We start from the raw sequence: 24,306 nt of genomic DNA, 5'->3' as shown, positions 1-24,306 counted from the left end.
TCTTAAATACTCACCATTGCTTTACTAAATGCTTCTTCTTCATCTTCGAAAGATTCATATTTCCCCGCTTCAGTCCCAAATACTGACTTTTTACACCATTTTTGCAGTTCATTTTCTGTGTAGTAATAATTTCTCAAAATAATCTCAATTACAGTCAAAGCCAACCCAGCCCAATTTAGCCAGGCCACAGCACGAACCAGACCCAATCTTAATAATTTCTCCATTAGTACCATTGACTCAATTCTTCTAACAAGTGAAGTACCTTGTAATGAAGGCAGCAATGTCAACATTCCAAAACCTACTGCAACGACCCCTATTGAAGCTAAGACTTTAACGCCTAATACAATTGCCAACCAACCATTTTTATCACCCATAAGTTCCTTACCAAACGCTGTAGTATCAGCAATTAAACTAAATGTTGCACCGCCAATAGCAAACCATGCACCAAAATGCTTAATTTTATTCGCTTTTTCTTCAAAACTTAATGCTGCAATTCCGCCACCAGCTACGTCTAAAACAGCTGCTGTAGATGCCAACAATCCAGCAGTAACTTTAAAACCATTTTCCCAATTTCTATCTCCAGCAAAAAGACTGGCTTGCGTTCCCAAATTCATTAACTCGAATACAGCAACAACCCCCGAAATCCTGAGTGCTACACTCACAGGAGATTTACTCAGAATTTCTTTAATTTTCTGTGCAGCCGTATTCTGCCCTGCATTTTTCCAACGTTTTTGGATTTCTGTCGCATTCAACTGACTTGCAGCATTCGTCATTTTCAAGTCAATATTATAAAGCAATGACCATTTTGGTACTTTGTCTGTTAATAACGAACTATGAGCATAGGCAATAAAAGAAACCCTTGAAAGTTTCTTTGCAATCAAAGGACTTGCATTATATTGCAGGCTCCATTTGGCTACACTGCGTGTAATCTCGGAAATCCAGGGTAAAGTTCTGGCAGGATTATACCATTTCAGGTCATTAATTTTATTGTTTGGGTCGGCTAGCCATTGCTCCCAAAGCTGGTCGGCACTGACAAACGCAGCAATTAAACCCTTTAAACTGGATTGAGTCTGATCCCAGGTTAAAGAGGTAATTTCAGGACTTTTTGCATTATATTGATCAATCAGACTTTTTTGATTATAGGTGACCGCCCGCATATATAGATTATCGTCAGAGATTTTATCCACCCCTAACCATTTTTCCATCAATGCCTGCCCTTCATCACACCCTGTCATGCCATCCATGACAGAAAGTGCTTTTATATGAAATAATGCACCATCCCCCTTTAGAACCGTCTGATCATAAGTATAAAATGCTTTTAGCAACTGTTTTGATTGCAACCATTTTAAATGATCGCTTGCATAGGCTTGTGCCGATTTGCGTGCCTCATTCGTTAATGCTTTCACTTTGTCGTCAAAAGCATTTTTTGCAGTCCAATCAATTTTAGTCGAATATTTGGTTTCCCAATCCAATTTCGCTTGTGCTTTAGATTGACTAATAATCTTATCTCTGACCTGCTTTTGTCCCGCAGCATATTTTTTATTGTACTGCTGTAAAAACTTTTCTTTTTCTTGCGGCGAAGCTCGATCCCAAATTTCATTGACTTTGCTTTGGTAGTCTCTTTGATCCATCGATCCAAAGAGAGGGATTTTACCTTGCGCAAATATTAATTTAGTACTTAAATCTGCCTGTAAAGTATTCGTGCTTAAACCTTGATTAATCAGTTTGTTTTCAATAATAATTTTAATACTATCAACCAGTTGAGAAGAATGCAACTTATGTTCATTGGTCGTTTTATTATCTTTCTCTGCGATATATTTTGTAAGTTTTTCAAATCTCGCATTTCGGCTTTCATTGAGTTTAAGCGTTATCCCAATTGGATCATACAACGCCATACAAGCAACATTATTAGGTTCTTGAGCAAATTTTTTCAAAATTTGATCAATTCGTCCTGTACCAAAACTTTTGACATTATAAATTGAATTTTTCAGATTAGCTGTAGCCAAACAGTGTGCTTGAGCAGCTCCCCCTCCTACAATAAACTTTTGCCATTTGCCTTCAGTTACAAACTTTTCGGCATTTTTTTCATATTCTTTTAGTTTTAATTTACTTATCGGATCATGGGTATGGATGAGATAAGCAATTTTAGCTTCATCTTTAGGATTGCTTTCTAGAGTAATCAGAGATGAATTAACACTATGCCCGGCCCCTTTGCAGGCAAATTCAGGCACACTTTTAGGCGCTTCTTTACCTACAGGAAAATAAGATAAATGTCCTTTTGGTGTAACTAGATAGCCTGCCCACTCTAAAGCTCCTGAAGCCCGTTTTACTAAACGATAGATATATCCAGTATCAATCATTTCTACCGCATATTTAAAATGACTTAACTGAATCTCTTTTACATTTTTTCCTAATGTCGCTGGCAAAGCCGGTGCTGCGTTACTGACTACCGTATAACGTAAAGGTAAAATATTAAATCCTGTTTTACGACAGAAGTTAGAACACTCTTTTTGTGCTTGCCCTGCGCTATTATTCTGTACATTTGCAGCAGTGGACTGTTTTGCAGATTTGGAAACTGAACTTTCAGTTATTTTTTTGGCTAATTTTTTCAGATCTTCTGGACTTCCAATCTTACCCAAAGAATTGTTTTGACCAAATTTAGGAATTTGAGCTTGCTGTTGCTTTTGCTGTTTTAGAACTTCATCAAATTTAGAGTTAGTACTATATGGAATCTTGAATTTAGCCTGTTGATTTGTTGTCATATCACACCTTATACATTTAGATCTTGCTGAATAACGGAGTACAACTCAGCATCCAGATAATCCATTGCATCTGTAAATGAAAGCTCGCCCTGCACACAATGTGCATAAAGAATATCCGTAACCACAGGATGAGCCATAAAGTCTTTATGAATAATTTGCCCATACAAACCATAAGTGACAAGATCTAGATTATTTTCTAGTCCATAGAATTGATATGCATGTAATAAAGTTTTATGAATTTCTACAGGGTGTAATTTTGAAATATCAACTTCTTTAAAATCCTTCAGTTGCTGAAAAACACTATTTGCTATTTCAACTAGATCTAATGCGATGGATTGTTCTTTATTTAAAGAACGCAGAGGTATTTTTTGAATTTGATTCCTTTTTACACTAGATTCGATACTATAAAATCCTGTGGGATGAAGAAAATGCCAAGCTTCAAAGCTTTCCAATAAGCTCAATAAATTTTTTTCTTCCAAAATGTCATTTAAATAAATCAATACCCGGGGATCATACCAACGGAATAAAATTTTTCGCTCCTGATCAGACACCACGAGCTTATTTCTTATCTGATCTCTTAACTCCTCAAGAGATCCTGTTTTTGATACACCAAAGCCATGTACAAAGTAATAGTCATTGGTAATATCTTTATTGCGCAGTAAATTTAGCAGGACATCATCTTTTACTTGCCCAAATACCTTTTGATCATCAATACGTATCAAAAAAAGATTAGATGTTTCCATGTCCTTTTTAATTGCTAAGGGAATATAAGCAATATTCTTTTTCGCTAAGGTATTGACCACATCATCAAAAATTGAAGGATTTAAGGTGTTATCTAACAAAAAGATGATATGACCATATTGATGCAATAACTTTATACACTGCTGTTCTAACAGGACTCTGTCATCTTGTTCAGAAGCATATTGAACTGCTGTAAAAATAGGTGAACTCATGATAAGTCAACCTTAGCTGAGCCATTTTGGGCTGCCTGTGTCTGCTTCGCAGAACAATCAGGTAAATCAATTGCAGGGACATTCACAGATGCCCCACCCATAAACAAATGCTGCCCAGCCTTTACCTCAAACTTACCGCCTGTGATCGGAAAAATACCTGAACCATCCAGCTTAATTTGAGAACCACCTGCGGTAATCACAATTTCTTTTGGACTGGTGATTTCAATTCGATCTTCTGTTGAAATAATCTGAATCCCTTGCTTGGCAAGCAAATCCATTCCATCTGCTTGAGCCAATACCTCAAACTTACCTTTAGCAGCCACCTGTTTAATCCCATTCTGTGCGGCAAACAGGCTGGCTCTTCCACTGACATGTGCCACCAGATTTTTTTGCGTACTTAAGTTGATACTATCACCGGCAAAATGATTGATCTGACCATCCGCCGATAAATGAATATCTTCATTAGTGCTCAGGCCAATGCCTGCTGGCGAACTCAATAACAGCATGGCCTTGTTAAACTTGGCAATATCAGCTTCAATTTCATCAGCAAACGCTTTCAGTTGATCAACTGATTCAATCTCATAGGTCTGCTGGTTTTTGGCCACTTCACTTAAGGCTTTGGCATTGCTTTGATTGCCCTCCAGCTGTTGCTTGGCAGGTTGCGCATCCAGATGTTCACCTTGCGCCTGATCCTGTTTATGCGTGGAAACGAGTAGTCCTTCTCCAGCTCGTACTGCACCCCATTGATCGGTGCGCAGCTCAAAACCTTCACCACGGTCTTCACTTTCTGCCTTGTCTTTCGGATAGCTCAGCTTCCCAAGGTTCAACTGGCTGGCAGCATGACTGCTCTGCAGTTGTGCGCTAATCTGTCCAGTGGTGTCATCAAAACGCAGTTGGTTAAAGCCTTCGCCCTGATATTCTTTCGATTTGATCCCGGCCAGTTTTTTGGTGTCTGGCAGCTTGCCTGCATTGTCGAATTTGCTTGGACTACGATGCGCTTCGTGAATACGTCCGACCACAAATGGACGGTCGATATTGCCATCAAAGAAATCAATCACCACGATTTCATCGATACGGGGCAAGAAGCGTGCACCATAGCCTTCTCCTGCCCACGGGGTCAGCACATCGACCCAGGCCGAATCGGTATCGTTGTCATTGGCCCCTGCACCACTATCGTGGCTGTGGTCTTCACTACGGGTAAACAGAAAACGAACTTTGATACGACCCCATTCATCCACATGGATTTCTTCGCCGCTTGGCCCAACCACTTTGGCACGTTGCGGTGAAGCGGCTGGTCGGTGTTGTAATGGATGGTATTCGGGTACAGTTTTTATGCTACGTCGTTGTAACGTCAGCTGGTTGGCTTGGCGTTCGTCACTCTCTTTTATTTGCCAGTTACTTTGAGTCAGTAGCTGATGAATCTGCTGGTGCAGATCTTTAGGCAAGTTGTTCTGGTTGTAGAACTGTTTGCCTGTGATCAGGAATTCTTTATCACTGCCATCGTGTTGGTCTATTTCAGGGTGTTCGGCCAGTTCAAACCAGTAACCGACATGGGTATCTCTCACTGTGGTCTTCGACACAAACTGTTTGGATTGCAGATCGTAATATTGTCCGAGATTCTGATTCAGTTTTTCAATTTGGGTATTGCCGGACTGGGTTGCACCATCTTCACCATTCAGGTCTTGCATCCATGCAGGTGAGAAGTGCCAGGCCTGTTCCAGACCGAGACTGGCATTGTCGTGTTGTTCGCTGTGTTTATGCGTACTTTGGACACTGCCTGCACCGTCTTCCTGTTCCAGTGCATCAGCTTGCCAGCGTTGCACATGTACGCTGCTCGGTTGTAATGAGCGTTGTCCGACCAGACTGGTCATGCTGTCGTATTGTTCGGTGGCACTGCTGCGGTGATAACGAATCTGGCGACGCTCTAAGGCCTGATATTGACTATTGTCATCAATCAGACGCAGTTTTTGCGGCTGAATCGCAGCACTACTTTGTGGAACGGTTCTTTCTGCTTCATCCACCAGCCAGTTAATGCCTTCGCTACGTAGCAAACGGGTGAGAAAGTCATAGTCGCTCTCATTGGACTGCATTATGAATGGTCGGACATCGTAGTCTTGACTCAGCCCACTTAAATCTAAACTTAAGCTTGATGCAAAGAGTGGACTCTTTTGTTGCCATTCTTTAAAGACAACTTCCACTACATCACGTACACTCTTGTTCATAAACACACGGCTGTTACGGCGTTGTTTCCACAGAGCCGTTGGATCTTCAAGCGTGATTTTATAGAGCGTTAAACTACCGTCCGACTGGCCTTGCAAGGCTTGGGTGATAATGCCTGTGACACGGCTGAGTTGTCCCTGATCGGTGACGGTATCAATCGCGGCTTGGCTGCCAATAAATTGTTTGAGTGGAATGGTGGCATTGGTCGACAAACAGATCAGCTCTGCCTTAAAGCCAGCGTTTAATTCATGCTGGCCATCAATACGTTGCAGGAAGACTTGGGAGTTTAAATTTTGATTTGAAAACTGAATATGAATGGCACGTTTTTGTGCTGTAAGGCCGAGACTCTCTAAAGCTTGAAATATATTAGCCAACATCTTTTTATAAAATATAAAATAAAATTTTATTAATATTATACAAAACAGACTGATTTGTCTATTTTGTATACTTATTGTTAAAAGGTGCTATTGATGGCGTTTTAATATCGCTTCACTCATTAAAGTATAGATATTCTGCAAGTCAGAACGATTAGAATCACCCAATAACCGTTGATGCATATTTAATATATTGCGGTCTCCTCGCATTGCGGGGCCAGTCTGCATATCCTTGGGATCATTGGCTGTGGCTTTGTTTGCAGTCTCTAAAATCAGTGGATGGAGTAAGCTAAAATCCACCTGCTCGGCATCGACAATCTGCTTTGCCATGTCATAACAGTAATTACTGAAATTGCAAGCAAATACTGCTGCCAAGTGTAAAGTTTGACGTTGCGTAGAGTTATATTGATAGACACGATGGCTTAAACTGTTTGCTAATTCCGTCAAAGAGGTTAAATCCTGTGGCTCAACAGCTTCAACAAACACAGGCGTTTCTAGCCAGTTTACGTCCCTGTCAAAACTAAAGGTTTGCAAAGGATAAAACACACCTGCCCGATGATGAGTATTTTGCAGAACCGATAAACTGGTGCTGCCTGAGGTATGCACAATCAGGTTGTCTAGTAAATAAGGTGCAATCAACTCAATTACATTGGAAATTGCCTGATCACTGACCGCAATAATCACCAAGTCTGTTTGCGGATCAAGCTGCCTCACATCATCAATTGCCTGAGCACTGACAAGACTGGCAAGGGTCTGGGCACGCTGTAAGTCTCGACTAAAGATCTGAACAATCTGGTGCTGTAACTGTAAGACTTTAGCTAAATGTGTGGCAACACGCCCTGCACCGATCAATGTAATTTTCATAAACTTTATCTAAGCACGTGATTTGCTTAAGCATGCCAATAAAAAAAGGACGAATCAATTCGTCCTTTTCTGCTTGTTCACTTAATTGACATTATTTAAGTAAACAACGCGTTCAATCGTGCGCTGAATAAAGCATTTGGTATATTGCATATCCTGATCTTGCTTATGCATCGCGTCGTTCCAGTAACCCGCCTGCTTCTGATAGGTTTCGCGATCTTTCTCAGGCGTATCATAGACACTTTTCTGTGAGAGCACTTTACAATCCACATCGCGCTTCTCAAACCAGTCTGACTGGTCCTGCTGCAATTGTGCCTTCTGCTCGGCACTGAACTTGTCCCAGGTCTGGTTCAAACGTTCAACCTGCTTGCTCTTTTCCGCATCCAGCTCTTTTTTACGGATATCCATTGCTTTTTGCGCCAGCTCCATCTGAGCAGATGAATTTGCATCATACTCCTGCTGAGCCTTTTCGCTATTCTGTTCAATCAGGCGGTTTTCTTTAAGGTAGGCCATGTAATGCACTGCTTTGGTTGCCATAAACACGACCCCATCAATCACAGCGTTTTGATCCGGAATATTCAATACCACACCGTCTTTATCCGTCTTGGTCAGGTTATAGGTAAAGTCACCACGCAACTGGTCATCTTCAAGCTTTAATGGATAGTCGCTATCTGAGAAATAATCACCCAAGGTATAGGTTGACTGCCCTTCATCCTCGCCATCTCTTTGATATTTCTGCTCTTCGAGATAAGCATTTTCAGCACGTTTCTGTAAGCCTTTAGGGAATGAAATCACCAGCTGACTATCACAATCTAATAATGTTTTTGAAGCTTGCTCAGTGTCCGTATTATCTAAAGTACGCACATTTTTGATTTCAAATTTCAGACCTTTGTTAATCTTATCCAGCACATCATAATCTGCCTGGTATTCACTTTCACGCAAGCTACGATCAATCTGCTTTAAATATGCCTTTTTTAATGCAGCCTGAATATTATTCAGGTTATCCTGATTGGTACAGCTCCATTCGGACACTGCGGCTTCAACATTTTCAACTTTATCTTTAGGTTTGAATTTATCGCATCCTGTCAATAAAACTGCTGCGGTTAAAGAGGTGAATATAAAAAACTTATTCATATTAATTACCCTGTTATCTTGTTTTTTTCGGGCGTATTCTACTCAATTTAACTCGACTTATTCGAGTCTTTTCTTATATTTGGTTTAAATAAATTAAGTGATCGGGTTTTTAATCCATTTATTAGATAAAATTAAAGGAGCTATCGACTGAATAGCTCCTTTATATTAGGTTTTAACACTGATTTTATGGCGTAACTGAGAACTCAATACGGCGGTTTTTAAAACGCCCTTCCTCAGTGGTATTATCTGCTACCGGATTATCTGCGCCATGACCTACCGCTGTAAGCTGATCAGCAGCGACACCCTGACTGACCAAATAATCTACCACGGCTTGAGCACGTTTTTGCGATAAGGTTTTATTGCTATTGGCATTACCGGTTGAGTCGGTATAGCCCGCTACCGTTAATTTTGCATCTTTGGTATTTTTCATTAAAGCTGCAGCTTTATCCAGAATGGCTTTATTTTCATCTGGAATCTGGTTTGATGCAGTTGCAAAATTGATAATCTGTAAATTTAAAGCCTTGATCACATCATTAATATCCACCTGACTGGCATCAATATTTGCCAAAGCATCCTGTGCGGCATTTAAACTATGGCTCACAGAGTCTGCCGTAGTCATAGGTGCTTCAACCACCACTTCGGTATTAGGCACGAGCCCTTTAATTTTTCCAAGTAGATCGTTCAGTTGATTCGCATCTCCACCTTTCAGGGTAATATTGTCACCAATCCAGTCCAGAGAAACATTCGGCACACCTTTAAGCAGACCTAAAACACCAGCAAGGCCTGCCTGATCCATAAATGTTCCAGCATGCTTGGTTGTTGTATCAACGCTACATTGCTGATTTGCAGAAAATACTTCTTTCACTTTGGTCTGTATGGTCGCCAAAAATCCTTGATCCCCAACACCCACCTGACATTGGGCAAGATTGCCTGAACCATCGGTGCTTAGAGATAATGTCGCTGGTGCAGCATCTGCCGCAACTTCTGAGGCTGAATTTGTATCATGAGTTACAGGTGCAGTCGCCTGTTTGTTTTGACAAGACTTCCACAACCAAGCCACCAATAAACCGAGAATAATCAAGGCCACAATAGGTAGCCATGCACGAGATTTAGGTGCCGTCGCTGCCGAAGTATTGGCAAAGTTAGAAGTAGCAGCAGATGCACTCGACACCAACCCGAGTGGTGCCAATAGACCAACTGCCCATGCTGGCAATAAAGAACGGATCGAATCCATATGTTGTTTTAAATAGTTCACAATACTTTGCGTATCATTGCCAGCTTCACTGGTTAAAGCTGCTAGACTTTTTGGAATCGCTTGGGTTAAGGTCTGTTCTGTTTCCGCACTAGACAGTTGCCCATTGCTTAAATTGGTCAGAAGCGCATTTTTGACTTGGTCGTTATGCCCTAATAAATCTGATAGTGAGGGCGAAATAGAATCTTTTAATTTCTGAATAAGTTCAGGTTTTGCCGCTAAAATAGAAAGTAAAATGGGATAGAACCTAGATAAAAGAGCACTTTTTTCATTCACTAGACCGTCTTGATCACTCACGATCATCGAAGTCACTTTCTGCTTTAACAGTTCCATTGGGTTTATTGACATTGTTATTCACTCCAACACATTAAATTTATAATATTCAGAACACTCAAGAAAAAAGCGAAGCTCAAGTGAACTGCTGCTTTTTCATTCTAATCTTTTGTATTTTTTTTATTCATTTTTATATAATTTAAATACAATACTTACATCACAATTTACAAAGAAAAATAAGAAATGCGCATCTTTTTTAACAATTGGTACAATATTATTAAATATAAAAGTTCCCTTCTATTCTTCAAAATTATCTATCTTTATATTTAAAATCATGGATTTATAAAAATAAAAAATTCACTCTAGACTATACATTCAAGCCAACAAGCATCATTTACTTAAATGATATAAAAAAATCAGGGAAAAGCCAAAAAGCACTGTAAAAAGTGGAAAAATCTTGTTCTGCTTTTTTGTAGGAGGAACGATAGGAATAGCTGGAATAACGTCTAGTAACTGCTCTTTAATATAGGTTTCATTTAATTGTGCCAAAACTTCGGTAGTCCAGCTCGGCAATAAAGAATAAATCGATGCTTTATGATCTCTTAAATAATAAATGATCGCCATCGCATCATTACCCACTTCATTGGATAAAACCGCCAGACTTTTAGGAATAGCCCGATTTAAGGTAATTTCCACCTCAGCTACGGACACCTTTCCTGCGGCCAGTCTCAACAACAATGCATTCTTAACACGCTCATTTTCTTCCAGCAAATCAAAAATAGAAGGCGTAAGTTTTTCTCTTAACTTATCGACCAGCTCGGGCTTTTCTAGTAAACGATAAAGTAAGATAGGATAAAATCTTGATAAGACATCATTTTTTTCATTCACCAAGCTGGTTTGATCATTTACAATCACAGATGAAACTTTCTGTTTAAGTAATTCCATAGGATGTATAGACATCGTATTAAGCTCCAATTATTAGAATGGCTTATTTCTCTTTTTTATAATTTTATGTAAGGCATATCTCATTTATATAATTACTTTAATCTATTTTTTCTTGTTTTTATCTATTCTGTAAAATTTAAATACAATATCTACATCACATTTTACAAAGCGGAATAAGACTTAGCTCCTATTCCGCTTGATATAAAAAAGACTTAATTTGTTATGCGAAGGTCTTCACAACCTTGCCGGTCAATTGCTGACCGATAAGTGGAGTATTCTTGCCTTGTGAAAGGATGGTCTCTTTAGACACCGTCCATTGCAGTTCCGGGTCAACCAATACCCAGCCTGCTTCCTGCATCCAGCGTTCTGTCATATTGGCAACTTGTGCTGGCGTCGAGGTCACTTTTGCGGCCCATTCCAACGGCTCGAACAGTCCTTCCTGAATCAGTTGTACGCCTAAAGCCACATAGGTATCGAATGCCGTAATCCCCGGTTGGGTTTCTGCAAACGGTGCCATTTTCGCCGAGCTGCTCAAAGGTTCATGATGGGTACAGATGGCGTCGATAACACCTTCTTTTACACCTTGACGTAATAATTGCTTATCCTGTTCCGAACGTAATGGCGGACGTACATGAGCAAGCGCGTTAAAGCCGTCAGTCAATTGCTCGGTAAGATGTAGCTGATGCATAGCCACATCTGCGGTTACTGGTAAGCCTTTGGCCTTTGCTGCACGGATTAAATCGACCGATGCACCGCAAGACAATAAACCAAAGTGTGCTCTTACCCCAGTTGCTTCAATCATCAGAAGGTATTTGGCAATCGCAACGGTTTCTGCAATCGCAGGAATCATCGGTAAACCTTGGCGAGAGGCAATAAAACCTTCATGCGCACAACCGTCTTTGGCAATTTGTGGTTCTTCGGCATAGAACACTACGGTTAAACCCAAGCCAGCGGCATACTCAAGGGTACGAATCACCACATCATCATTTTCAAATGCAGCATTGGCATTTGAAACTGCGGTACAGCCACCCTTCTTTAAACTGGCCATATTGGCAGGTTGCTTGCCATTTAAACCTTGGGTTTGTGCGCCAATGATATGCAAGTAGATGCCGCCGTCCAGTTGCGCTTTTTCAATCAGGCCATGGATCAGGGCACCATTGTCCTGCACAATCGGCTTTGAGTCTGGCGGTGTGATGACATGCAAAATACCATTGGCACGTGCAGCCTTTCCTTCCGATTTCAAGGTGCCATGCTGTTGCTGGCCTGGCTCACGCATTCTTGCGCACAAGTCCACCATGGTTGGCATTAACCATTTGCCTTGACCATTGAGTGTTTCATCAACCTGGTCAACGGCATCAATGCGCTTACCATTTTCAATATAAACCGTTTGCACCTGATCAGTCTGTTGAATCGGATCGAGCACACGGACATTTTCAATTTTTACAATACTCATGTGATCTATTCCTTACAGTGCAATCGCTTCAATTAAACCTTGTTCTTGTAACTGCCCTTGCATCGCAAGTGTCAGTACTGCCATACGAACGGCAATACCGTTGGTGACCTGTTTTAAAATCACCGACTGATCACCATCTGCCACGCTCGAGTCAATTTCCACACCACGGTTCATTGGTCCAGGATGCATCACGATACAATCCGGTTTCGCCAATGCCAGACGCTCTTTGTTTAAGCCGTACATTTTGTAGAATTCAGCCTGTGATGATAGGGCTGGTGAGTCGATCCGTTCATTTTGAATACGTAAGGCAATAATCACATCACAATCTTTCACACCTTCATCCATTTTATTAAACAGACGAACATGCTCACCATATTCATTAAAACCGACGGGCAATAAGGTATTTGGTGCAATTACACGGATATCTTTACAACCCAATGTTTGCAATGCAGCGACATTCGAGCGTGCCACACGAGAATGCTTGATGTCCCCGATAATGGCAACCGTCAGCTCTTCAAAGGGTTTCTTGGTTTCACGGCGAATGGTCAGCATATCCAGCATGGCCTGGGTTGGATGCGCGTGACGACCATCTCCTGCATTGATAATCGCGACCTTTGGACAGACATCTTTGGCAATAAAATGTGCTGCACCTGATGAGGAGTGACGTACCACGAAAATATCTGCCGCCATGGCTTCCAGATTCCACAAGGTATCACGTAGCGTTTCACCTTTTGAGGTACTTGAACGCGCAATATCGATATTCAAGACATTGGCAGACAGACGTTTTGCTGCCGCTTCAAAGGTGGTACGGGTACGGGTGGAGTTTTCAAAGAACAGATTCATGACCGTCAGTCCTTCAAGTAACGGACGGTTGATCAAATTATTATTTTCATCTAAAAAGCTTTGCGCTGTATCTAAAATCTTGGTCAAGGTTTCTTTAGAAAGACCCTCAATGGTTAAAAAGTGTTTTAGATTTCCTTGTTGGTTCAGCTGGATCTGACTCAAAGTATGCAATGCCGCCAAGTGCATAAGAGATTCCTAACACGTTAAGTTAAGGCATTATACAGACTTTAGTTTTGCTGCGTCGTTGAAGTTTTCAGCACTTAAGTAAAAATCTTTTTGTTTTTTAATCCTATTAATTTTTATTCGTTACTACAGGCAATTTTACCTAAATTGCTATTCATGGCTAATACCGTACTTTCTTGCTCATCGTAACGACCTAAATTTCCAAATTCATCAAAAAGGAAAAATGTCCGTTTTAATATTTGATCATGACAATATAGGTCTGTTTTTATGAGCGAATAACGAGGAAAGCTTCCGTAGGAAGCATTGACTGCCTTCTCAATAACAACTTTTGCATCAGCATGATCCCATGCTTTAGTTCTGAACGTTACAAATTGGCTCTTATCTCCTGTTTCGTAACGTTCAATAAAGTCGGGATTATTTTCAGCTGAGTAGATTTCATCAACAAATTTAACGACGTTTATAGTAATAGGATATGCAAGAAGGGTCGGACTTAAAAATACAGTCATCACAAATATTATTTTTTCCATTTATTAAACTTATAAATTAAAGGATGTAAACATCATAGCTACATCCTTTAGATTTCTTTTATCTTTAAATCACAAATAATTTACCTTAATGCACCAATATAGTGATGATGCACCTGAGCCTGATAAATTTCTTCCTCGGTCACTTCCATTGAGTAGGCATCTGAAACCATATCTTTTTCAACATTCAATTTATTCTCCAGTACATGTGAAGAAGCTTCGGGATATAACGCAATCAATGGACTCAGGCGTGCCACAAAGCGCTGCAACTCTGGATCTTGCGTATCGAGAGCAATATCCAGTACATGTTTGGCATACTCCTGATTATTGACCAGATACATCACATCGATGACACGCCCACAAACACGTCTTAAGCGGACATACATTTGAGTTGCAATCGTAAAAGCTTCGGCATTGACCAGTACTTCATTGTTCATGCTTTCTTTCATAACATCCCCACAGCCTAAAATTAAAATTCTTAATTTTCATCAGCTTTAAGTAAAATTGCTCACTGATGTAGTACTGATTTAGAAAGTAAAACATGTACCAACTTTTCAACAAAACAATTCTCAGCACGACATCAACTGACATTAAAAAAGTTGAGGCCAACAACATTTCGTCAAAAAAGTAGGATGAATTGCCGATAAAGCTAACAATCACACAAATATGCACCGACAGAACAAACAAAAATCAGTTAAAATAGCCGATTGCTGAACTGCTTTTTTGGAAATGTGCATGAATTCTACACAACGTCTGACGAACTATTGGGTGACCTGTGCGGATGGACTTGAAACCTTATTACAACAAGAACTCGAAAATTTAGGGATTCAGAACATTCAACGCTTCGCTGGACGTTTGGTTTTTAAAGGCACACTCGAAAATGCATATCGCATTTGTATGTGGTCGCGTCTTGCCTCTCGCGTACTGTTACCGATTCATACCCATGAACTCGAACATACTCATGACGCACGTGATGTTGCTGAAGAACTCTATGAAGGTGCGATCAGCTTTGACTGGTCTTTGATTTTTGCACCACAAAGTACTTTTGCCATTCGTTTGCATGTTGAACGTGAAATTAAGGTCAATACCCAGTTTGCGACACTCCGTGTTAAAGATGGTGTGGTCGACTCCTTTATGGAAGCTGTGGGCAAACGTCCAAGTATTGATATCAAGCAACCGGAAATCACACTCTATGTATTGGCGGGTAAAACCGAACATACCTATTGCCTGGACTTATCTGGTGATTCTTTACATAAACGTGGCTATCGCCGTTTTATGACCGATGCCCCAATTAAAGAAAATCTGGCTGCAGCAATTTTACAAAAGGCACAACTGGCACAATATCAACCCGATATTATCCTTGATCCAATGTGTGGTTCGGGCACCTTTATTATTGAATCACTCTTGATTCTAACGGACCGCGCACCTGGTCTGGTTCGCCGTTTTGGTTTTAATGGCTGGCATGGGCATGACCATGAATTATGGATGTCGCTCAAAGCGGAAGCCGCCGAGCGTCATGAAAAAGCCTTACAGCAACCCTTACCCCAATTTTATGCTTATGATGCCGACTGGGAAGCAGTAAAAGCGACACGCCAAAACATCATCGCTGCTGGTTTTGAAAAATTACTGGATCAAATCCAGATTGAAGAACGTACTTTGGCCGACTGGGATGATTTCCATGCTGAAGGTAAAAAAGCCTTTATCGTCACCAACCCACCGTATGGTGAACGTTTAGGTGATAAAGCATCGAATCGTTCTTTATATCTCGGTTTATCTGCTTTACTGCAAAAGAATTTCCCAAATCAGCGCGCAGCCATCATCGCCGCTCAAATTGAGCAGGCAGACGTACTGGCATTTAACGATCCACAAACCTCGCGTTTGATGAACGGTAAATTACCGATCTATACCCGTTTTGGTACAGTCAAACCTGCGACTGTAACCCAGCCCTTCCTGGCCAATTGGCAACCACAACAATTTGAACCGATTGAAGGTGCCGAAGACTTTACCAACCGTTTGCAAAAGAATATGCAAACTTTGAAAAAGTGGGCAGTGAAAGAAAATATCTATTGCTTACGTTTATATGACGCAGATTTGCCAGACTTTAATATTGCAGTTGATTTATATGGTGACAAATTGCATGTACAAGAATATGCACCACCAAAGAAAATTGATCCAGAAAAAGCAAAAAAACGTTTTAACCTTGGTCTGGCAGCAATCCGAGCGGTCACAGGGCTCAATCGTGATGCAATCTTTATTAAAACCCGTGCTCGCCAAGCTGGAACAAATCAGTACACCAAACAGAGTACGGCTTCTAAACGCTTTATCGTTCAGGAAGGCAATGCCCGGATTCTGGTGAATCTGACCGATTATCTGGATACGGGTTTGTTCCTGGATCACCGCCAGATGCGTTTGCGTATTGCCAAAGAAGCACGCGGCAAGCATTTCCTGAATCTGTATAGCTACACGTCTACGGCCAGCTTACATGCTGCTTTAGGTGGCGCAGCCAGTACCACCAGTGTCGATTTATCTAATACTTATTTAAGCTGGTCGAAAGAGAACTTTGTTCTGAATGGTTTAACCGTAGATCATGCCGATGAACAACATATGTTCTTCGCCAGCGACTGCTTTGAGTGGCTTAAAGAAGGTCATGAGCAATATGATCTGATCTTCATTGATCCGCCAACCTTCTCTAACTCGAAGAAGTTCTATGGTACCTTTGACGTACAGCGTGATCATGTTTCATTGCTTAAACGTGCCATGAACCGCCTAACCAGTGACGGTACGCTCTACTTCTCAAATAACTATCGTGGTTTTGAGCTAGATGAAGAGATTGAGGCCATGTATCAGGTCGAAGAAATCACTTCTGAAACCATTGGTCTGGATTTTAAACGCAATCAGAAAATCCATCGTGCCTGGAGAATTCAGCACCCAAGTATTTAAGTGTTTAGAATACTCATCGAAAAGTAATTTTACTTTTTTTGATATTCGGTGAGTCAAACTCATAAATCATAAAGCGATCAGGAGCCTCTGCATGAGGCTTTATGGTCGCTTTTCTTTTCTCACGAACATCCATCACCGTGGTTTTTTTCTGCTCTTCGTAAGCAGAAAAACCTCCTTCAGCAAGCATGCTGACACGAATTTCACGCAAATTCCTGTCACTTAGTACACGCTGTGAACGCCAGCGTTCTTCTGCAGGCTTTAATGCATCTTGTTGAGCTTTGATAATGATATTTGGCAAGGCATTATTTAGTGCCCCTGTTTGCAAAGATAAGGTTCCCTCCGGCAATGGCTGTGCAGCATGTCCGATAGAAGATAAAGCGCTGAACAACAAAATCACACACGTGCCTGTGTAATGATGTCTATTTTTTTGCATTTTAATTCATCCTGAATCTTGTTCTTATTTGTTTTGAAACTATCAAGTTTTTATAGCAGTGGCAATGTCATTGGTAATATTCCTGTAAAAATCTGACCAGATGCACCAATACAAAAAAAGATGGTGATTTTCATCACCATCTTTGGGTCATACTCTAAACTAGGTTTAGCTCAGTTTTAACTTATCAAACACCAGATGACCACTGTCGCCTTTGATCAGGATATTATCGCCAGGCTGGAACTCACCAGACAGGATTTTCTGAGCCAGACTGTTTTCCACCTGTTGCTGAATCGCCCGTTTCAATGGACGTGCACCATAGACAGGATCAAAACCAGCATCAATCAATAAATCAAAAGCAGTATCATCCACCGTTAAGCCCATATCACGTTCACTCAAACGTGTACGTAAACGATCTAACTGAATATCTGCAATACCACGAATCTGTGCTTTTTGCAGCGAATGGAAGATGACCAGCTCATCAATACGGTTGATAAACTCTGGGCGGAAATGCTGAGTGACCGCACTCATCACCACGGCCCGTACTTCATCATCGGTTGCACCTTCTCCAAGTTCACGTACATCTTGCGAACCAAGATTCGAGGTCATTACGATTACCGTATTCTTAAAATCAACCACACGACCTTGAGAATCGGTTAGACGTCCATCATCCAGGACTTGCAACAAGATATTGAAGACATCTGGATGCGCTTTTTCCACTTCATCGAATAACACCACACTATAGGGCTTACGACGCACAGCTTCAGTTAAGACACCGCCTTCCTCATAACCGACATAGCCCGGAGGTGCACCGACCAAACGGCTCACGGAATGTTTTTCCATAAATTCGGACATATCAATACGAATCATGGCGTCATCGCTATCAAACAGGAAGTTAGCCAATGCTTTGGTTAACTCGGTTTTACCTACCCCTGTCGGACCAAGGAACAGGAATGAGCCACTTGGACGATTCGGATCGGATAAGCCTGCACGTGAACGACGTACTGCATTGGAAACCGCAACCACAGCTTCATCCTGCCCAACCACACGGTTATGCAAAAACTCTTCCATATTGAGAAGTTTTTCACGTTCACCTTGAAGCATTTTCGCCACAGGAATGCCTGTTGCCGCACTCACGACTTCAGCAATTTCATTTTCAGTGACTTTGGTACGAATCAGCTTCGGCTCTTCATTTTCCTCAGCAACTTCAGCTTGTTCCAGACGTTTTTGCAACTCTGGAATGACACCATATTGCAAGCGTGCAGCTTCAGCCAGATCACCTTCACGTTTGGCTTTTTCCAAAGCGCTACGTGCCTGATCAAGTTCAACCTGTGCCTTCTTATCACCTTCAACCAGTGTTTTTTCAGCTTTCCAGATCTCTTCCAGATCGTTGTACTCTTTTTGCTTTTCCGCAATTTGCTGCTCAAGATGATTCACTTCAGCTTTACTGCCCGCATCTTCATCTTTTTTCACCGCTTCCAATTGCATTTTCAACTGGATTAAGCGGCGATCAAGTTTGTCCAGCGCTTCTGGCTTGGAATCGATTTCCATTTTGATGCGCGACGCAGCCTCATCAATCAGGTCAATCGCCTTATCGGGTAACTGGCGATCCGTGATATAACGATGCGACATCTTCGCCGCAGCGATAATGGCTGAATCCAGAATCTGCACACCGTGATGGGTTGCATATTTCTCTTTAAGACCACGCAAAATCGCAATGGTATCTTCGACACTCGGCTCATCCACCAACACTTTCTGGAAACGACGCTCAAGCGCAGCATCTTTCTCGATATATTGACGGTACTCATCTAAAGTGGTCGCACCCACACAACGCAATTCACCACGTGCCAAAGCAGGTTTTAACATATTACCTGCATCCATCGCGCCATCACCTTTACCTGCGCCAACCAGCGTATGCAGCTCGTCGATAAACAGGATGATTTCACCTTCATGCTTGGCAAGGTCTTTGAGGACTGCTTTTAAACGCTCCTCAAACTCACCACGATATTTTGCACCCGCAAGCAATGAACCCAAGTCAAGTGAAAGCACACGCTTGTTCTTTAAGCTCTCTGGAACTTCACCATTGACAATACGTTGCGCCAGACCTTCTACAATCGCGGTTTTACCGACCCCTGGCTCACCAATCAGCACCGGGTTATTTTTGGTACGGCGTGATAATACCTGAATGGTACGGCGAATCTCGTCATCACGACCAATCACAGGGTCAAGTTTACCCGCCAAAGCACGCTCGGTTAAATCAATGGTATATTTATTCAGTGAGTCACGTTGATCTTCATGATTATTACTCATGACTTTGTCATTTCCTCGAATATTTTCAATTACTTTACGTAAACTTTCAGGTGTAACCCCGATACTATTTAAAATGGTTTTGGTTTCACCGGTTTCTGCCAGACCAAGTAATACCCAGTCGGTTGATAAAAACTCATCGCCTGCTTTCTGTGCATAACGGTCAGCTAAATTCAGCGCCTTTACCGCTTCAGGATTGAGATTGATATCACCCGTAGGATTTGCCAAGGTTGGTGCATTTTGCACGGCTTGTTCCAGCTTCTGCTTTAACTCTGGTAAACGCGCGCCCGCTTGTTGCAACAAACTCAAATTAGCAGGTTCTTCCAATAAAGTAGCAAGAATATGAATACCTGCAATCGAGGTATGGTCTTTACCCATTGCCAATGATTGCGCATCTGAGAGTGCTTGCTGTAAGCGGTTTGTAAATTTTTCAAAACGCATTCTTGTTATTCCTCACAACAAATTTCTAACTTATCACTTAGATGGGAACACTTTTTTAAATTTCAAATAAAAATTTATATATTTTTCAATATTTTATAAAAAACGAAATGAATAAAACTCAGTACTAATATGGGTATATAAACAATCTATTTCAAGTATATTTTGTATAATTTTTCTGTCTGTTCCGTTCTAAACAGAATTATGATTGTGATTTTTCACCGAACGATTTAGCCTAACACCTTACTTGATTCAAAATGACGCTCATGTACTTAAAAAAAATTTTATTGGGTGCAGCTTGCCTGCTGCCTCTTCATTCGGTATTTGCCCAACTCCCACAAGATTCACGTCGCGCTGGTGGGATTGCTGTCATTCCCTTAAACGCAAATACCACTCAGGTCTTTTATGAGCAAAAGCCCGTACTCATTACTCAGGAAGGCACACAGCGATATGCCGTGTTTGGTATTCCACTTTCTGCGCCATTAGGCAGTTTGAGCTTAACTACCAATACCACGCCGATTCAGATCGAAGTAACGCCATACCGATATGCTGAGCAGCGTTTAAACGTCAAGAATCAGGACTATGTCAATCCGAATCAGGACCAGCTTGATCGCTATGCACGTGAAGCAAAAGAGCAAAATGATATTTATCATTCATTTACGCCGAGTAGCTGGCACAGCTTTCCTGCTTTCATCCGCCCTACCGCTGGTAAATTTAGCAACTCCTTTGGCAGAAAACGCTTTTTCAATGGTGAAGAACGCGCTCCGCATTCTGGCCTCGATATTCCCGCGCCAGTGGGACAAAAAGTCGTTGCGCCTGCAGAGGGTGTGGTTGTCGGGACAGGCAACTATTTCTTTAATGGCAATACGGTACTGATTGATCATGGGCAAGGACTGATCAGTATGTTCTGCCATCTCAGCAAAATTAATGTAGAAAAAGGTCAACACATCCAGCAAGGCGAAGTGCTCGGACTGGTCGGTAAGACAGGACGCGTCACAGGGCCACATTTACATTGGGGAATGAGCCTGAACAATGCTCGGGTAGATCCACAATTATTTTTAAAATAAACAGTGCAACAAATAAAAAAGTGATCGGCGCAAAACCGATCACTTTTTAGCAAAACTTAATAGTTTAAGCCTTAAGCTGCTTCAATAATTTCGAAGTCGTGGGTAATTTCTACGCCACCATCAGACAGCATTTTGCTGGCTGAACAATATTTTTCGGCAGACAATTCGACTGCCTTTTCCACCTGTTTTGATTTTACCGCCTTACCGGTGACGATGAAGTGCAAATGAATTTTGGTAAACACCGCTGGAATGCTATCCGCTCTTTCCGCTTTAAGCTGACATACGACATCGGTCACATCTTGACGAGATTTCTTTAAAATGGTCACAATATCAAACGAAGCACACCCACCAAGTCCCATTAAAATCAATTCCATAGGACGTGGACCACGGTTTTCACCGCCATATTCGGCAGAACCATCCATCACCACACTGTGGCCACTTTCTGATTTTGCTTCAAAAGCAACATTCTCTAACCAATGTACACTTGTTTGCATTGCAACTACCCGAAAAACGTTATAAATTTACTCTGTTCTTGTACACTAACATAAAATGAGTTGATAAGGAATTTCATCTCTTCTGTGTAGAAAAGGCTCTTCCAAGGGTCTGTGCGATCGGTTTTATCCAAATTCGGAAATTTTAAGCATGACTTCAAATTTTTCACAACTTAGCACTGATGCTTTATCACCAGGTCAACTCCCTGAATCAGTTAAAGCGCTGCTAAAACGTGCTCATATTAATAGATATCCTAAACGCACCACGATTGTTGACGCTGGAACTGAATCAAAATCACTGTATTTAATATTAAAAGGTTCAGTGTCAATTATCTTACGTGAAGATGACGAACGAGAAATCGTAGTTGCCTATCTAAACCCAGGTGACTTCTTTGGCGAAATGGGGCTTTTTGAAAAGAACCCTCAGCGTACCGCAGAAGTACGTACACGCGATGTCTGCGAAATTGCAGAAATCACTTACGACAATTTCCACGAGTTAAGCAAGCAATATCCAGATTTAAGCTATGCTGTGTTTGCTCAATTGGTTCGCCGTCTTAAAAATACCACACGTAAAGTAACCGATCTGGCATTTATTGATGTGTCTGGTCGTATTGCGCGTTGTTTAATTGACTTATCTGCTCAACCAGAGGCAATGATTTTACCGAATGGCCGTCAGATTCGTATTACCCGTCAAGAGATTGGCCGTATTGTCGGTTGTTCACGTGAAATGGTTGGCCGTGTCCTCAAGACACTTGAAGATCAGGGCATGATTCAAACTGATGGTAAGGCTATCTTAATCTTTGATGCTTCTTTAGAAGAGAATGCCTTCCCTGAAGATGAGTATGATGACGAAGATTAATTTAATGCTCAATTAAATTGATCTATTTTAAAGCCAGTGCAATGCCACTGGCTTTTATTTGCTTAAATATAAATTATAAGCAATGCCGATTACATAATTACAATGATTATAGAGCTATTCAGAATGTTAACTGCTGTAAACATTTTTTATAATCCACCGTGATCATGACTATATTCATAAGATACTGATTTGGAGAGAATAAGTATGAAGAAATTAGCTTTAAGCCTATGTGCTGTAACTGTGATGACCATTTCTGGCTGTGCTTCGTTCGCAGATATGGCGGGTGCGGACAGCGCGACATTAAATGCGCAATCAGCACAAAGTTTCTCAAAAATGACGCAGGAAGCACGTGCTAAAAATCAGCTGGATAGCAGCTCAAGTACTTATCAACGTATTAATACCGTATTTAACCGCTTAAAGCCTTATGCGGATCAAATGAACCAGACCGGTCAACGTTTTGACTGGCAGCTTGCGGTATTAAAATCTGACACGGTCAACGCTTATGTCGCGCCTGGCGGTAAAGTGGTGTTCTATACCGGTATTGTCAACAAGCTCAACCTAACCAATGATGAAATTGCGGCGGTAATGGGCCATGAAATGACCCATGCCCTAGAAGAGCATGCAAAAAGCAAAATCGGTGCACAGGCTTTAACTAACCTTGCAATTGGTATTGGTAAATCATATGCAGGTAGCAGCATTGGCGATCTAGGTAGCGCTGCGATCGATTTAGGCAGCCAGGTTGGTATCGGTCTGCCTTATTCACGTAATCTGGAAAGTCGTGCCGATTACGGCGGTTTAATGTTAATGGCAAAAGCAGGTTATAACCCGAATGCAGCCATCAGCCTATGGGAAAAAATGAACCGTCTTGATGGCGCTGGTGGTGGATCATTCCTGTCTACTCACCCGTCAAACACTCAACGTATTGGCGACATGCGTAAGAACTTACCGGCAGCAATGGCGGTTTATAATAAACGCCGCTAATTCATAGCATCTGTATCGGCCCTTAAATACCTCTAGGTCTTTAAGGGCTTTTTTATGCATGCCGCTGAATACTCATGCCTGAGCTAAGCGTAAATGCAGCATATGCGTTGCAATAGTATGCCGGATATGATCTGCTCGAGCATGAAAATAACGCTCACTTAAACCATCACCAGATAAATCCTCAATGACCTTATACCCCATGTGCTCAACTGCCTGATGCAGCATCTTAGGTCTAAATTGTCCCTTTAACGGTTCTTTTAGAAATCGGGTAAATTGGGAGACAAATAAGCTTCCGAAACGCTCTATCCCGTCCAGCTCCCGATAATCAATCGAATAGTCCAGAACCACCTCACTTCCCTGTGCAGCAATCTGTGCAATGCTAGCTAAAGTCTTTAAGGTTGTTTCTGGCTCCAGATAATGGGTTGTTCCCAGCCACGAGAAAAAAGCGGCCTGATCCTGCTGAAAGGAACTACGCGCCAAAGCATCTGCAATCGATTCTTTTTCAAAATCGATTGCAACAAACTCTACATTCGCTGGAAGCTCTCCCCATTGGCGTAATTTTTTTTGTTTAGCCGTCTGTGTATCGGGATGATCCACCTCATAAATCTTGAGCTGCGGGAATTGCTGCGCCTGTCTCAAGGTAAATGAATCCAGACCTGCGCCCACCAGTACATATTGCGCTACACCCCGTTCAATGGCGGCGTAGAGCTGATCTTCAGCATAGCGTGAGCGTCCCACCACCTGCCCGGTTAATAAACCCAAGGTGCGGTTAAATACCGAAGAATTCATCAGCTTGACGGTTAATGGCGTACTCAGCAACGTCCTCCAGCCTTGACTGGTCAGTTCGAATGCAAAGGGATCAGCAAACACCGGTTCTGCGGCATTGTTAAAATGATTGGCACGCAATGCAGCAGCGGCTTCCGCTGTTCGGCTTGATTGTCCTTCTTTCATTATTTTTCCCCATCTTTATTTCTATCTTGCAAAAAATAAGCAGCAAATTCCATCCTTAGATAAAA

Annotated in this window: 19 protein-coding genes; 4 read left to right on the top strand and 15 right to left on the bottom strand. The window is 41.6% G+C overall.

Annotated features, from left to right (window positions below):
• Positions 1–2: 2 nt before the first annotated feature.
• The 11 genes from ACINWC323_RS14460 to ACINWC323_RS14510 form a co-directional block, all read right to left on the bottom strand.
• Positions 3–2,762: a T6SS effector BTH_I2691 family protein gene (locus ACINWC323_RS14460; RefSeq protein WP_009509682.1), complete on the bottom strand. Its 2,760-nt coding sequence runs from the start codon at positions 2,760–2,762 to the stop codon at positions 3–5.
• Positions 2,763–2,770: 8 nt separating this feature from the next.
• Positions 2,771–3,715, bottom strand: a complete 945-nt coding sequence (locus ACINWC323_RS14465) for a hypothetical protein (RefSeq protein WP_009509644.1) — start codon at positions 3,713–3,715, stop codon at positions 2,771–2,773.
• A complete protein-coding gene (locus tag ACINWC323_RS14470; protein WP_009509676.1) occupies positions 3,712–6,312 on the bottom strand; it encodes a type VI secretion system Vgr family protein in 2,601 nt (866 codons plus the stop codon). The genes ACINWC323_RS14465 and ACINWC323_RS14470 overlap by 4 nt, the downstream gene beginning before the upstream one ends.
• A gap of 87 nt (positions 6,313–6,399) precedes the next feature.
• Complete coding sequence (locus ACINWC323_RS14475) at positions 6,400–7,173, bottom strand: Rossmann-like and DUF2520 domain-containing protein (protein WP_009509663.1); 774 nt, start codon at positions 7,171–7,173, stop codon at positions 6,400–6,402.
• Positions 7,174–7,254: 81 nt separating this feature from the next.
• Positions 7,255–8,304, bottom strand: a complete 1,050-nt coding sequence (locus ACINWC323_RS14480; protein WP_009509683.1) for a hypothetical protein — start codon at positions 8,302–8,304, stop codon at positions 7,255–7,257.
• A gap of 184 nt (positions 8,305–8,488) precedes the next feature.
• The gene (locus ACINWC323_RS14485) at positions 8,489–9,904 is read right to left on the bottom strand and encodes an OmpA family protein (RefSeq protein WP_009509670.1); all 1,416 of its coding nucleotides are present in this window, start codon (positions 9,902–9,904) and stop codon (positions 8,489–8,491) included.
• Positions 9,905–10,219: 315 nt separating this feature from the next.
• A complete protein-coding gene (locus ACINWC323_RS14490) occupies positions 10,220–10,789 on the bottom strand; it encodes a hypothetical protein (protein WP_032881170.1) in 570 nt (189 codons plus the stop codon).
• 205 nt (positions 10,790–10,994) lie between these two features.
• A complete protein-coding gene (locus ACINWC323_RS14495; RefSeq protein ID WP_009509662.1) occupies positions 10,995–12,227 on the bottom strand; it encodes a dihydroorotase in 1,233 nt (410 codons plus the stop codon).
• Positions 12,228–12,239: 12 nt separating this feature from the next.
• Positions 12,240–13,256 carry an aspartate carbamoyltransferase catalytic subunit gene (locus tag ACINWC323_RS14500; RefSeq protein ID WP_009509655.1) on the bottom strand — a complete coding sequence of 339 codons (1,017 nt, stop codon included), beginning with the start codon at positions 13,254–13,256 and terminating at the stop codon, positions 12,240–12,242.
• Between the two features lie 113 nt (positions 13,257–13,369).
• Entirely contained in the window at positions 13,370–13,780 is a 411-nt protein-coding gene (locus ACINWC323_RS14505; RefSeq protein ID WP_009509668.1) for a hypothetical protein, read from the bottom strand.
• 80 nt (positions 13,781–13,860) lie between these two features.
• Complete coding sequence (locus ACINWC323_RS14510; protein WP_009509657.1) at positions 13,861–14,226, bottom strand: hypothetical protein; 366 nt, start codon at positions 14,224–14,226, stop codon at positions 13,861–13,863.
• Positions 14,227–14,512: 286 nt separating this feature from the next.
• On the opposite strand from ACINWC323_RS14510, the gene rlmKL reads away from it, so the two are divergent.
• A complete protein-coding gene (gene rlmKL, locus ACINWC323_RS14515; RefSeq protein ID WP_009509665.1) occupies positions 14,513–16,717 on the top strand; it encodes a bifunctional 23S rRNA (guanine(2069)-N(7))-methyltransferase RlmK/23S rRNA (guanine(2445)-N(2))-methyltransferase RlmL in 2,205 nt (734 codons plus the stop codon).
• A gap of 13 nt (positions 16,718–16,730) precedes the next feature.
• Here the strand turns inward: rlmKL and ACINWC323_RS14520 are convergent, their stop codons facing one another.
• Positions 16,731–17,150, bottom strand: coding sequence for a hypothetical protein (locus ACINWC323_RS14520; RefSeq protein ID WP_005286631.1), 420 nt, complete (start codon positions 17,148–17,150; stop codon positions 16,731–16,733).
• Between the two features lie 165 nt (positions 17,151–17,315).
• Positions 17,316–19,895 carry an ATP-dependent chaperone ClpB gene (gene clpB / locus ACINWC323_RS14525; RefSeq protein ID WP_009509642.1) on the bottom strand — a complete coding sequence of 860 codons (2,580 nt, stop codon included), beginning with the start codon at positions 19,893–19,895 and terminating at the stop codon, positions 17,316–17,318.
• Positions 19,896–20,158: 263 nt separating this feature from the next.
• Here clpB and ACINWC323_RS14530 point away from each other — a divergent pair, with 263 nt between their 5' ends.
• Entirely contained in the window at positions 20,159–20,959 is an 801-nt protein-coding gene (locus tag ACINWC323_RS14530; RefSeq protein ID WP_032881168.1) for a M23 family metallopeptidase, read from the top strand.
• Between the two features lie 71 nt (positions 20,960–21,030).
• Here the strand turns inward: ACINWC323_RS14530 and ACINWC323_RS14535 are convergent, their stop codons facing one another.
• Positions 21,031–21,453, bottom strand: a complete 423-nt coding sequence (locus ACINWC323_RS14535) for an OsmC family protein (protein ID WP_005231034.1) — start codon at positions 21,451–21,453, stop codon at positions 21,031–21,033.
• A gap of 148 nt (positions 21,454–21,601) precedes the next feature.
• Here ACINWC323_RS14535 and crp point away from each other — a divergent pair, with 148 nt between their 5' ends.
• On the top strand, positions 21,602–22,309 hold the full coding sequence (gene crp, locus ACINWC323_RS14540) for a cAMP-activated global transcriptional regulator CRP (protein ID WP_004772727.1): 708 nt from the start codon (positions 21,602–21,604) through the stop codon (positions 22,307–22,309).
• Between the two features lie 204 nt (positions 22,310–22,513).
• The gene (locus ACINWC323_RS14545; RefSeq protein ID WP_005231035.1) at positions 22,514–23,290 is read left to right on the top strand and encodes a M48 family metallopeptidase; all 777 of its coding nucleotides are present in this window, start codon (positions 22,514–22,516) and stop codon (positions 23,288–23,290) included.
• A 72-nt stretch (positions 23,291–23,362) separates the two neighbouring features.
• Here ACINWC323_RS14545 and ACINWC323_RS14550 read toward each other — a convergent pair whose 3' ends face one another.
• Positions 23,363–24,241, bottom strand: a complete 879-nt coding sequence (locus tag ACINWC323_RS14550; protein WP_009509669.1) for a class I SAM-dependent methyltransferase — start codon at positions 24,239–24,241, stop codon at positions 23,363–23,365.
• Between the last annotated feature and the right edge of the window lie 65 nt (positions 24,242–24,306).

It is taken from the genome of Acinetobacter sp. WC-323 (assembly GCF_000314615.1).
Classification (GTDB): Bacteria; Pseudomonadota; Gammaproteobacteria; order Pseudomonadales; family Moraxellaceae; genus Acinetobacter; species Acinetobacter courvalinii.
This window is presented reverse-complemented; position numbering and strand designations above follow the sequence as displayed.

Bases quoted from the DNA above. Each gene is read 5' to 3' on its own strand.
- ACINWC323_RS14510 (WP_009509657.1), bottom strand. From the start codon at position 14,226: ATGAAAGAAAGCATGAACAATGAAGTACTGGTCAATGCCGAAGCTTTT.
- ACINWC323_RS14505 (WP_009509668.1), bottom strand. From the start codon at position 13,780: ATGGAAAAAATAATATTTGTGATGACTGTATTTTTAAGTCCGACCCTT.
- ACINWC323_RS14465 (WP_009509644.1), bottom strand. From the start codon at position 3,715: ATGAGTTCACCTATTTTTACAGCAGTTCAATATGCTTCTGAACAAGAT.
- ACINWC323_RS14520 (WP_005286631.1), bottom strand. From the start codon at position 17,150: ATGCAAAAAAATAGACATCATTACACAGGCACGTGTGTGATTTTGTTG.
- rlmKL (WP_009509665.1), top strand. From the start codon at position 14,513: ATGAATTCTACACAACGTCTGACGAACTATTGGGTGACCTGTGCGGAT.
- ACINWC323_RS14480 (WP_009509683.1), bottom strand. From the start codon at position 8,304: ATGAATAAGTTTTTTATATTCACCTCTTTAACCGCAGCAGTTTTATTG.
- ACINWC323_RS14460 (WP_009509682.1), bottom strand. From the start codon at position 2,762: ATGACAACAAATCAACAGGCTAAATTCAAGATTCCATATAGTACTAAC.
- ACINWC323_RS14550 (WP_009509669.1), bottom strand. From the start codon at position 24,241: ATGAAAGAAGGACAATCAAGCCGAACAGCGGAAGCCGCTGCTGCATTG.
- ACINWC323_RS14475 (WP_009509663.1), bottom strand. From the start codon at position 7,173: ATGAAAATTACATTGATCGGTGCAGGGCGTGTTGCCACACATTTAGCT.
- ACINWC323_RS14545 (WP_005231035.1), top strand. From the start codon at position 22,514: ATGAAGAAATTAGCTTTAAGCCTATGTGCTGTAACTGTGATGACCATT.
- ACINWC323_RS14500 (WP_009509655.1), bottom strand. From the start codon at position 13,256: ATGCACTTGGCGGCATTGCATACTTTGAGTCAGATCCAGCTGAACCAA.
- crp (WP_004772727.1), top strand. From the start codon at position 21,602: ATGACTTCAAATTTTTCACAACTTAGCACTGATGCTTTATCACCAGGT.
- ACINWC323_RS14530 (WP_032881168.1), top strand. From the start codon at position 20,159: ATGTACTTAAAAAAAATTTTATTGGGTGCAGCTTGCCTGCTGCCTCTT.
- ACINWC323_RS14470 (WP_009509676.1), bottom strand. From the start codon at position 6,312: ATGTTGGCTAATATATTTCAAGCTTTAGAGAGTCTCGGCCTTACAGCA.
- clpB (WP_009509642.1), bottom strand. From the start codon at position 19,895: ATGCGTTTTGAAAAATTTACAAACCGCTTACAGCAAGCACTCTCAGAT.
- ACINWC323_RS14495 (WP_009509662.1), bottom strand. From the start codon at position 12,227: ATGAGTATTGTAAAAATTGAAAATGTCCGTGTGCTCGATCCGATTCAA.
- ACINWC323_RS14485 (WP_009509670.1), bottom strand. From the start codon at position 9,904: ATGTCAATAAACCCAATGGAACTGTTAAAGCAGAAAGTGACTTCGATG.
- ACINWC323_RS14535 (WP_005231034.1), bottom strand. From the start codon at position 21,453: ATGCAAACAAGTGTACATTGGTTAGAGAATGTTGCTTTTGAAGCAAAA.
- ACINWC323_RS14490 (WP_032881170.1), bottom strand. From the start codon at position 10,789: ATGTCTATACATCCTATGGAATTACTTAAACAGAAAGTTTCATCTGTG.